The sequence below is a fragment of the Sphingobium abikonense NBRC 16140 genome, assembly GCF_001598335.1.
GTDB classification, from domain to species: domain Bacteria; phylum Pseudomonadota; class Alphaproteobacteria; order Sphingomonadales; family Sphingomonadaceae; genus Sphingobium; species Sphingobium abikonense.
On sequence record NZ_BCYT01000018.1, the window covers coordinates 62,702 to 72,906 of the forward strand.

Below are 10,205 nucleotides of genomic sequence, written 5' to 3' on the forward strand. Positions count from 1 at the left end.
TTGAGCTTCATCATGCGCATCGCGCGCGCGGACGATTTGCAGACATTGTATGAAATGGCCAAGCTGACCGGTGGCGGTTTTACCAATTTGCCGCCCGATCGCGCGTCCCTGTCGGCCAAGCTCGAACGAACCGAACAGGCGCTCGCCCGCACCAGCGACGGCATCGAGGACGAACTGATCGTCATGGTGCTCGAAAATGTCGAGACGGGGCAGGTGCGCGGCACGTGCCAGATATTCTCGACCGTCGGGCAAAACTGGCCCTTTTATTCCTACCGCCTGGGCGTGCTGACCCAGCATAGCCGCGAACTGGGCCGGACATTTCGCGCGCAGATGCTCTCGCTCACCACCGATCTGGAAGGATCCGTCGAAGTGGGCGGCTTGTTCCTTCACCCGCGCGAGAGGGCGGAAGGCCTGGGATTGCTGCTGGCGCGCAGCCGATATCTCTATATCCGCAATCACCGCGCGCGCTTTGGCGACCGGGTGATCGCCGAATTGCGCGGCGTCATCGACGAAGCGGGAGGGTCGCCGTTCTGGGACGGCCTGGCGGGCCGTTTCTTCGGCATGAGCTTTCAGGAAGCTGACGAGTTCAACGCCGTCAATGGCAACCAATTCATCGCCGACCTGATGCCCAAGACGCCCATCTACACCGCGATGCTGACCGACAGCGCGCGCGCTGTCATCGGCCTGCCTCACCCCAATGGCCGGGCGGCGATGCGGATGCTGGAAACCGAAGGATTCGAAAATGCCGGCTATGTCGATATTTTCGACGGCGGGCCGACCATGGTGGGACAGGTCGACCAGTTGAAGACAATTGCCGCCGCGCGCGATGTCACGCTGGCCGCCACCCATGATGGCGGTGGGCAGAAAATGCTGATCGCCTGCGGAACGCTTGCCGATTATCGCTGTACCTGGGGCCTTGTCGAGGAGGATGCGGACGGCGCGGTTTCGCTCGACGCGGACAGCGCGCGGCGGATAGGGCTTGGCATCGGCGACAGCTTCACCATGGCGGGGCGCGCATGAGCATCACCGAAATCAATTTCGACGGCCTGATCGGCCCCAGCCACAATTATGCGGGCCTGAGCCTGGGCAACCTCGCCTCCGCGCGCAATGCGGGCGCGGTGTCCCAGCCGCGCGCCGCCGCATTGCAGGGACTGGACAAGATGCGCGGCAATATGGCGCTCGGGCTGGCCCAGGGGCTTTTCCTGCCGCAGTGGCGACCCGATGGCGCTTGGCTTGCGCGATTGGGAACGGACGTATCGGGCGCTGAGCCGCATCTTCGCGCGGCCGCCATGTCGGCCTCGTCCATGTGGGCGGCCAATGCGGCGACGGTGTCGCCTGCGGCCGATACGCGCGATGGGCGCACGCACCTGACCGTCGCCAATCTCGTCACCATGCCGCATCGCAGCCATGAATGGCCCCAGACGCTGGCGCAGTTGCGCCTGGCCTTTTCCGACGCGCGCAGCTTTGCCGTGCATGACCCGGTGCCGCCGCCCTTCGGTGATGAAGGCGCGGCGAACCATATGCGCCTGACCGAACGGCACGACCTGCCGGGAGTGGAAATATTCGTCTATGGTCAGTCTGGCGGTCCCTTTCCCGCGCGCCAGCATGTCGAGGCAAGCAAGGCGGTTGCGCGGCTGCATGGCCTGGACCCCGCGCGCTACCTGTTCTTCCAGCAATCGGAAGAGGCGATTGCTGCGGGCGCTTTCCACAATGACGTGGTCGCCGTCGCCAATGAACGCGTGCTCTTCACCCATGAGCAGGCCTTCGCGGACAAAGACGGTTTCTATGCGGCCTTGCGCGATGCGTTGCCCTGCGTGGAGATTGTCGAAGTGCCGGCGAGCGCCGTCAGCCTGGCCGACGCGATCCGCAGCTATTTGTTCAATGCGCAGCTCGTCACCCTGCCCGATGGCGTTATGGCGCTGGTGCTTCCGACCGAGGCGCAGGATACGCCCGCCGTCTGGTCCTGGTTGCAGCAGATGGTGGCGGGCAATGGCCCGATCCGCCGACTCATCCCCGTCGATGTGCGCCAATCCATGGCCAATGGCGGCGGCCCCGCCTGCCTGCGCCTGCGCGTTGTTGCCGATCCCGCCACGATCGACCCGCGTTTCCTGCTGGACGAGCGCAAGCTGGACGAAATCGGCCGCATCGTCGCGACCTACTGGCCGGAGGAAATCGCACCTGATGATTTGGGGGACACCCGCCTTATCGCCCGGATCGAGCAATCATGGTTAACGCTTGTTGACCATTTGCAGCTTTCCGGCGATCTTCTTCCCTGACGGGCAACATGCCGATGGGACAATGATGAAACGGATCAAGGGCCTTTTCACGATCAAGACCAAGTTCGAGGCGTTTCTGATCATCTATGCGCTTGCGCTTGGCGCGACCGAGCGAGGCGCTGTCTATATGCAGCAATATCCCGGTTTTGGCGGCCAACTCCTGGCACTCGCCTGCACTGGCGCAGTGTTCATGGCCGGCGGCAAGATCATCGACGCGCTGGACTATCAGCGCGGGCTTTAAGTTGCCTCGCCACCGCCGCTCGGGCATGGACGCGCCATGGGCGCGATCATGTTGCAGGGGACCGGCTCTGACGTCGGCAAGTCGGTTCTGGTCGCGGGGCTGTGCCGGGCGCTCAAGCGCCGCGGCCATGATGTGCGTCCCTTCAAGCCCCAGAATATGTCGAACAATGCCGCAGTCACCATTGACGGTGGAGAAATTGGCCGCGCGCAGGCATTGCAAGCGATAGCCTGCGGCGTTCCCGCGCATACGGACATGAACCCGGTGCTGCTGAAGCCGCAGGCCGACCGTAGTTCGCAATTGATCGTTCACGGGAAAGTGCGCGGCACGTTGGGATCAGGCAATTTTCGCGCAGCGCGGGGCGCGTTGCTGGACGAGGTTCTCGAAAGCTATCATCGGCTGCGCGCGCAATGTGACATCGTGGTCGTAGAAGGCGCAGGCTCTCCGGCAGAAATCAACCTGCGCGCGGGCGACATTGCCAATATGGGCTTTGCGCGCGCCGCCAAAGTTCCGGTCGTGCTGGTGGGCGACATAGACAGGGGCGGCGTGATTGCGGCGGTCGTCGGTACGCGCGCGGTGCTGAACCCCGCCGATGCCGAAATGATCCGCGGCTTCCTCATCAACAAATTCCGGGGCGACTTGACGCTGTTCGAAGATGGCTATCGTCAGATCGAGGCGCTATCGGGCTGGCGCGGCTTTGGCGTCATTCCCTGGCTCGCTGACGTCGCGCGGCTTCCCAGCGAGGACGCGGTGGTGTTGGAACGCCCTGTGCCTTGCGCCGACGCCCCGATCGTCATCGCCTGCCCCGTGCTGCCGCGCATTTCCAATTTCGATGATCTCGACCCGTTGAAGCTGGAGCCATCCGTCGACCTGCGCATGATCGTGCCTGGGCAACCCATCCCCGCCGGTGCGGCGCTGGTGATCCTGCCCGGATCGAAGGCGACGATCGCGGACATGCACGCCATGGTCGAGCAGGGCTGGGATATCGACATATGCGCGCATCACCGGCGCGGGGGCGCGGTGCTGGGCTTGTGCGGCGGATACCAGATGTTGGGCCGGACGATCCATGATCCCGACGGGATCGAAGGCTCGATACGGAGCATCGATGGCCTGGGCCTGCTGGAGGTGGACACGGTGCTTGCTGGTGACAAGACGCTGGAGCATGTGCGTGGCCGCGCGCTTGGGGCGGATTTTGAGGGCTATGAAATGCATATGGGCCGCAGCGACGGACCCGGCTGCGCGCGGCCTTTTGCGATGCTGGGAACCAGGTCAGACGGGGCGATCAGCCCGGACGGGCGGGTGATGGGCAGTTACGTCCATGGCCTGCTGGCCAGCACCTCGCTACGCGCAGCCCTGCTGCATCGGATCGGCGCGAAGTCAGTGGAGGCCGATTATGACCAGTCGGTCGAAGACGCGCTCGACGCGCTTGCCGACCATCTGGAACGGCATGTGGATGTGGATGCTCTGATCACGCTGGCGCAGGAAGGATAGAGGCCAAGAAAGCTGCTGTTGTAGTTTTCATAAGGGAAATGGCGCACCCGGAACGATTCGAACGTCCGACCCTCAGATTCGTAGTCTGATGCTCTATCCAGCTGAGCTACGGGTGCCGATTTCCGGCAGCCGGCTGAAAGCCGCACTGCCTGTGTCCAAATGGCGCACCCGGAACGATTCGAACGTCCGACCCTCAGATTCGTAGTCTGATGCTCTATCCAGCTGAGCTACGGGTGCGTTGGAGAGGCGCAGATAGAAGCGCCCGGCCGATTGGGCAAGCCTTTTTTACACTTTTCCTGCGCCCCGAGGCCGCCCGGCGGTGATGGAGCAACCTTTGTCCCGGTCCGCCGTTCAAGCCGCAGGAAAGGAGGCCATCATGAGCTTCACCATGAATGACCTGGCGCTGTTGCTGATTGCTCTGATCATAGGCTGGATATTGGGGCTGATGATGAGCGGGCGTGGCAAATATAAGCGATTGTGGCGCGACGAGCAGATTGCCCACCGCACCGTCTTGCAGGAGCGGGACGGCGCCATCCGGGATCGCGACGCCCGCATCGACGCCGCCAATGCGCGAATTGCCGAGCTGGAACGCCATAGCGGGCCGATCGGCCCCGGCACCGCGGCGGCCGTTGGTGGCGCCGTGCATGGCCGCGATGACCTCAGCCGGATCAAGGGGCTGAGCCAAGCGCAGGAAGTGGCGCTGAACGAAGCGGGCTATCACCGCTATGGCCAGATCGCGGCTCTCAGCGCCGAACAGGAAGCGACACTGGAGGCGCGCCTTGGCCTGAAGCCCGGGACCATCGCGCACGAAGACTGGCGCGAACAGGCGCGCGCGCTCGAGCGGGGCGACAAACCAGGCCTGCTGGGTCGCCTTACCGGTTCGGCCTGATCGGGCCACACGTCTTTTCACGAAAAAGGGCGGGAGCATCACTCCCGCCCTTTTCTTATTTGCAGGCCAGCGCCGCCTGCGCTGCGGCCAGTCGGGCGATCGGCACGCGATAGGGCGAGGCCGAGACATAATCGAGCCCGGTCTTTTCGCAGAAGGCGATCGAAGCAGGATCGCCGCCATGTTCGCCACAAATGCCAAGCTTGATGCCGCTGCGGGTCGCACGGCCACGTTCCGCCGCGAGTTCGATCAGTTCGCCCACCCCTTCCACGTCGATGCTGACGAAGGGATCGCGCTCGAAAATGCCCTTGTCGACATATTGCGTCAGGAAGCGGCCGGCGTCGTCACGGCTGATGCCGATCGTGGTTTGCGTCAGGTCATTGGTGCCGAAGGAGAAGAATTCGCCGACTTCGGCGATTTCGCCGGCCTTGAGCGCGGCGCGCGGCAGTTCGATCATCGTGCCGACGAGATAGTCGACCGAGGCGTTCTGTTCGGCGAACACGTCTTTTGCGACCTGATCGACAATCGCCTTCATCAGTTCCAGTTCCTTGCGGGTGGCAACCAGCGGGATCATGATTTCGGGGATCGGCGCGTCGCCGCTGCGCTGCTTCACCAGCAACGCCGCCTCGAAGATGGCGCGGGCCTGCATCTCGTAGATTTCGGGATAGGTCACGCCCAGGCGACAGCCGCGATGGCCGAGCATCGGGTTGAATTCATGCAACTCGGTTGCGCGCCGCTTCAACGCTTCAACGCCGACGCCCGCGGCCTTCGCCACTTCCTCAAACTCCGCCTCGCCATGGGGCAGGAATTCGTGCAGCGGCGGGTCCAGCAGACGGATGGTGACGGGCAGGCCCGCCATCACCATGAAAATCTGGGCGAAATCGTCGCGCTGTTCGGGCAGTAGCTTGTCGAGCGCGGCCCGGCGGCCCTTTTCGCTGTCGGCCAGGATCATTTCGCGCACGGCGGTGATGCGGGCGGCGTCGAAGAACATATGTTCGGTTCGGCACAGGCCGACGCCCTCCGCCCCGAAATCGCGGGCGGTCTGGCAATCGAGAGGGGTTTCGGCGTTGGCCCGCACCTTGAGGCGGCGAACCTTGTCCGCCCAGATCATCAATGTGCCGAAATCGCCGGCCAGTTCGGGCTGCACGGTCGGCACTTCGCCGGCCATCACTTCGCCGGTCGCGCCGTCGATGGTGAGGACGTCGCCCTCCTTCAACTCGCGGCTGCCGATGCGCAGGATCTTGTTGACGTTGTCGATCGACAGTCCGCCTGCGCCTGACACGCATGGACGCCCCATGCCGCGCGCAACGACTGCGGCATGGCTGGTCATGCCGCCGCGCGCGGTCAGGATGCCCTTGGCCGCGTGCATGCCGTGAATATCCTCCGGGCTGGTTTCGACGCGGACCAGAATGACCGCGTCGCCCAGTTCGTTGCGCCGCTCGGCGGTGTCGGCATCGAACACGATCAGGCCGCTTGCCGCGCCCGGTGAGGCGGGCAACCCCTTGGTCAACACATCGCGCGGGGCGTCGGGATCGAGCGTGGGGTGCAGCAATTGGTCGAGCGCGGCGGGATCGACGCGCGCGACGGCTTCCTCTTGCGTGATCAGCCCCTCATGCGCCATGTCGACCGCGATCTTGAGCGCCGCCTTGGCGGTGCGCTTGCCGCTGCGGGTCTGGAGCATCCACAGCTTGCCCTGCTGCACCGTGAATTCGATGTCCTGCATGTCGCGATAATGGGTTTCGAGGATCTGGAACACCCGCGCCAGTTCGGCATAGGTTTCCGGCATCGCCTCTTCCATCGACAGCGGCTTGGCCCCTGCCCGTTCCCGCGCCGCCTTCGTCAGATATTGCGGCGTGCGGATGCCCGCCACCACGTCCTCACCCTGCGCGTTGATCAGATATTCGCCATAATAGGCGTTCTCGCCGGTGGCGGGATCGCGAGTAAAGGCGACACCGGTGGCCGACGTGTCGCCCATATTGCCGAACACCATCGCCTGCACATTGACCGCCGTGCCCCAGTCGCCGGGGATGGAGTTCAAGCGGCGATAGACCTTCGCGCGGTCCGCCTGCCACGATCCGAACACGGCGCTGATCGCGCCCCAAAGCTGGTCGTGGACGTTTTGCGGGAAGGGCTTGTTCCAGAGCTTCTGAACGAGCGCCTTATATTCGGTGACAAGCGCTTTCCAGTCGTCAGCGCTCATTTCGGTGTCGAGCGTATAGCCCTGATCTTCCTTGGCGATTTCGAGGGCTTCCTCGAACGCGCCATGATCAAGTTCCAGCACCACGTCCGAATACATCTGGATGAAGCGGCGATAGCTGTCCCAGGCGAAACGTTCGTCGCCGCTGACAGTGGCCAGCCCCACCACGGTTTCATCGTTGAGGCCGAGGTTGAGGACGGTGTCCATCATGCCGGGCATGGAGATGCGCGCGCCGGACCGCACCGACACCAGCAACGGATCGGCCGCATCGCCGAACTTCTTGCCGGTCACGCCTTCGATATGGGCGATGCCGTTCGCCACTTCATCGCGCAGGCTGTCGGGATAGGTGCCGCCATCCTGATAATAGCGGGTGCACATTTCGGTCGTGATGGTGAAGCCCGGCGGGACCGGCAGGCCGATCGCGGCCATGCCGTCCAGATTGGCGCCCTTGCCGCCCAGCAGATTCTTGTCGCCCTTGCCCCCGTCATTCACACCGCCGCCAAACCGATAGACATAGCGGGTCATGCTGTTCATCTGGGCCTCTTGTGTCTTCACCATGTTCCGGCTCTCCCTGCACTGATTGCCGAGTTTTGTGCGTTGCAATAATGTGACCGCGATTAGCGGTTCAATGCGCGATGGGATAGGAATATCCCGCCGATCTTCTCAAAAATTGCGCGAGGGTTGGAATCTTCGGTCCTCAGCCGGCAATCTTTGAAAAGTCGGCGACATTGTGCACCGCGTCACGCACCCGCGCCAGCAGCGCAAGGCGATTCGCGCGCTTGGCCGGATCAGGATCGTTCACGGTAACGCTGTCGAAAAAGGCGTCGATCGGCGCGCGCAGCGTCGCCAGTGCCGCCATCGCACCCTCGAACCGCTCGTCCGCCACCGCCTGGGCCGCGCGCGGTTCCGCGGCGTCGAGCGCGGTGATGAGAGCGGCTTCGGCGGGTTCGGGGGTGTAGGGCAGCGCGTCGTGCTCCTGCAAAGGCAGGAGCCCAGGGCCAGATCGCGCGTCGTCGCCCTGGGCTCCGGCATTTGCCGGAGCACTTGTGATGTCCGGCGCCTCTTTCTTGAGGATGTTCGCTGCGCGCTTGTAGCCCGCGAGCAAGTTCTCGCCGTCGTCGGTCGCGACGAAGGACTGGAGCGCCTTCACGCGGGCGAGCAGGCGGACAAGATCATCCTCGCCCCCCAGCGCAAACACCGCGTCGATCAGGTCGTGGCGGACGCCCGCTTCCTTTTGCTGGACCTTCAGGCGGTCGGCGAAGAAGTCGAGGAGCGCCAGGCCATTGCCTCGAAGGAGAACGCCATTCACGGCAGCAAAGTCACCTTCGCCGCCTGTTTTCAACCATTCACGAAAATGATCTTCGAACACAAAACGTTGACTGAAATCTCCCTCATTGCCGCGACTTACGTAAATGATGAGATCAAGCAGACGAAGACGCAGATCATTTTTTATGACTAACTGTAGAATACCCAATGCCGCTCGTCGGAGGGCAAAGGGGTCTTTTGAACCGGTTGGCTTCTCATCAATTCCGAAGAACGATGTAATCGTATCCAACTTATCCGCCAGGCTAACCGCCACCGTCACTGGCGCAGTCGGCACGTCGTCCCCCTGCCCGACCGGCTTGTAATGGTCGCGGATGGCGTCGGCCACGGCGTCGGGCAAGCCCTCGGCGCGGGCGTAGTAGCCGCCCATGATGCCCTGCAATTCGGGAAACTCGCCGACCATTTCGGTGACGAGATCGGCCTTGCACAGGCGGGCTGCCTGTTCGGCGAGGGTGGCGAGTTCCTCCGTCGTCATGCCAGCGAAGGTCGGCGGGAGGCGCGTGACTCCCGCCGACATCTCAGGCGTAGGCGCGCTGTCGCCTGAGACCCCAGCCTTCGCTGGGGTGACGGCATTGGTGGGGGTGACGATCCCCTCCTCCACCAGCCATCGCGCCAGCTTCGCGATGCGTTCGACCTTGTCGGCGACGGTGCCCAGCTTCTCGTGGAAAGTGATGCGCTCCAGCTTCTTTGCGTGATCCTCCAGCCGCGTCTTGCGGTCCTGCTCCCAGAAGAAGCGCGCATCGGAGAGCCGGGCGGCCAACACCTTGCGGTTGCCAGCGATGATCGCCGCGCCGCCATCCTTCGCATCGATATTGGCGGTGCAGATGAAGGCGGGGGCGAGCTTCCCCTTGCCATCACGCAAGACGAAATATTTCTGGTTGATGCGCAAGGTCAGCTGGATGACTTCGGGCGGCACTTCCAGGAAGGCCGGGTCGAAATCACCGAGCAGCGGCACCGGCCATTCGGTGAGGCCCGCATTCTCCGCGACCAGCCCCTTGTCCTCGATGACGCTATAGCCGTGCGCGGCGGCGGCTTGCGCGGCTTTCGCCTCGATGATCGCCTGCCGTTCCTGATGGCTGGCGATCACATGGCAGGCGCGCAGCTTTTCCACATAGTCATGCGCGCCGCCAATGGTGATTTCGCCGGGGTGATGAAAGCGGTGGCCAAGCGTCGCATAACCCGATCGCAGCCCCTCGATTTCGATATCGACCAGAGCCTCACCCAGGATCGCGACGATGCCCTTCAACGGCCGCACCCAGCGCAGGCTTTCGGTCGTCTGGCTTGCCGCGCCCCAGCGCATCGATTTGGGCCAGGGAAAGGCGCCGATCACCGCCGGAACTGCTTGCGCCAGCACGTCGGCGGTGGCACGGCCGGGCTTGTTCACGACAGCGAACCAGACGCCGTCGCGATCCTCCAGCTGGTCCTGCGTCAGCCCCGTCTTGCGCAGAAACCCCTCCAGCGCCTGCGGCGGCGCGCTGGTGCGGGGGCCTTTGAATTCTTCGCTGACGGCGGCGGTTTCGAGCGGCAGGTCGCGGAAGATTACGGCTAACCGACGCGGCGTTACGAACGCATCCGCGCCCCCGCACTCAATGCCAGCCAACCGAAGCTCATGATCCAGTCGATGCACAAGATCGTCGCGCGCTTTCAACTGCATCCGCGCGGGAATTTCCTCGCAGCGCAGTTCGAGGAGGAAGTCAGTCATCAATCAAACCCATATAAAACCCATCCTCCCCTTGAAGGGGAGGTGTCTGGCGCAGCCAGACGGAGGGGTGTCCCGCTATCGAGAGGGTGACA

7 protein-coding genes and 2 tRNA genes are annotated in these 10,205 nt (G+C 63.6%); 5 read left to right on the plus strand and 4 right to left on the minus strand.

Features of this window, described 5'->3' with window-relative positions; all coding sequences use genetic code 11:
- The 4 genes from SAB01S_RS15395 to SAB01S_RS15410 are packed head-to-tail and all read left to right on the plus strand — an operon-like array spanning position 1 to position 4,005.
- Positions 1 to 1,020, plus strand: a complete 1,020-nt coding sequence (locus SAB01S_RS15395; protein ID WP_062734086.1) for an arginine N-succinyltransferase — start codon at positions 1 to 3, stop codon at positions 1,018 to 1,020.
- A complete protein-coding gene (locus SAB01S_RS15400; RefSeq protein ID WP_062734087.1) occupies positions 1,017 to 2,276 on the plus strand; it encodes an N-succinylarginine dihydrolase in 1,260 nt (419 codons plus the stop codon). The genes SAB01S_RS15395 and SAB01S_RS15400 overlap by 4 nt, the downstream gene beginning before the upstream one ends.
- Positions 2,277 to 2,301: 25 nt before the next feature.
- Positions 2,302 to 2,517, plus strand: a complete 216-nt coding sequence (locus SAB01S_RS15405; RefSeq protein WP_062734097.1) for a hypothetical protein — start codon at positions 2,302 to 2,304, stop codon at positions 2,515 to 2,517.
- A 36-nt stretch (positions 2,518 to 2,553) separates the two neighbouring features.
- A complete protein-coding gene (locus tag SAB01S_RS15410; RefSeq protein ID WP_062734089.1) occupies positions 2,554 to 4,005 on the plus strand; it encodes a cobyric acid synthase in 1,452 nt (483 codons plus the stop codon).
- A 39-nt stretch (positions 4,006 to 4,044) separates the two neighbouring features.
- On the opposite strand, the gene SAB01S_RS15415 is transcribed toward SAB01S_RS15410, so the two are convergent.
- Positions 4,045 to 4,121 (minus strand) — tRNA-Arg (locus tag SAB01S_RS15415).
- A gap of 44 nt (positions 4,122 to 4,165) precedes the next feature.
- Positions 4,166 to 4,242: transfer RNA gene (locus tag SAB01S_RS15420), tRNA-Arg, on the minus strand.
- Between the two features lie 139 nt (positions 4,243 to 4,381).
- On the opposite strand from SAB01S_RS15420, the gene SAB01S_RS15425 reads away from it, so the two are divergent.
- Positions 4,382 to 4,894, plus strand: coding sequence for a helix-hairpin-helix domain-containing protein (locus SAB01S_RS15425; protein ID WP_062734099.1), 513 nt, complete (start codon positions 4,382 to 4,384; stop codon positions 4,892 to 4,894).
- Positions 4,895 to 4,949: 55 nt separating this feature from the next.
- On the opposite strand, the gene ppdK is transcribed toward SAB01S_RS15425, so the two are convergent.
- Positions 4,950 to 7,646, minus strand: a complete 2,697-nt coding sequence (gene ppdK / locus SAB01S_RS15430; protein ID WP_062734090.1) for a pyruvate, phosphate dikinase — start codon at positions 7,644 to 7,646, stop codon at positions 4,950 to 4,952.
- A 139-nt stretch (positions 7,647 to 7,785) separates the two neighbouring features.
- Positions 7,786 to 10,113 carry a glycine--tRNA ligase subunit beta gene (glyS, locus tag SAB01S_RS15435; RefSeq protein ID WP_062734091.1) on the minus strand — a complete coding sequence of 776 codons (2,328 nt, stop codon included), beginning with the start codon at positions 10,111 to 10,113 and terminating at the stop codon, positions 7,786 to 7,788.
- Between the last annotated feature and the right edge of the window lie 92 nt (positions 10,114 to 10,205).

Coding starts and splice junctions, on each gene's coding strand:
- SAB01S_RS15425 (WP_062734099.1), top strand. CDS start 4,382: ATGAGCTTCACCATGAATGACCTGGCGCTGTTGCTGATTGCTCTGATC.
- SAB01S_RS15410 (WP_062734089.1), top strand. CDS start 2,554: ATGGGCGCGATCATGTTGCAGGGGACCGGCTCTGACGTCGGCAAGTCG.
- SAB01S_RS15405 (WP_062734097.1), top strand. CDS start 2,302: ATGAAACGGATCAAGGGCCTTTTCACGATCAAGACCAAGTTCGAGGCG.
- SAB01S_RS15400 (WP_062734087.1), top strand. CDS start 1,017: ATGAGCATCACCGAAATCAATTTCGACGGCCTGATCGGCCCCAGCCAC.
- ppdK (WP_062734090.1), bottom strand. CDS start 7,646: ATGGTGAAGACACAAGAGGCCCAGATGAACAGCATGACCCGCTATGTC.
- glyS (WP_062734091.1), bottom strand. CDS start 10,113: ATGACTGACTTCCTCCTCGAACTGCGCTGCGAGGAAATTCCCGCGCGG.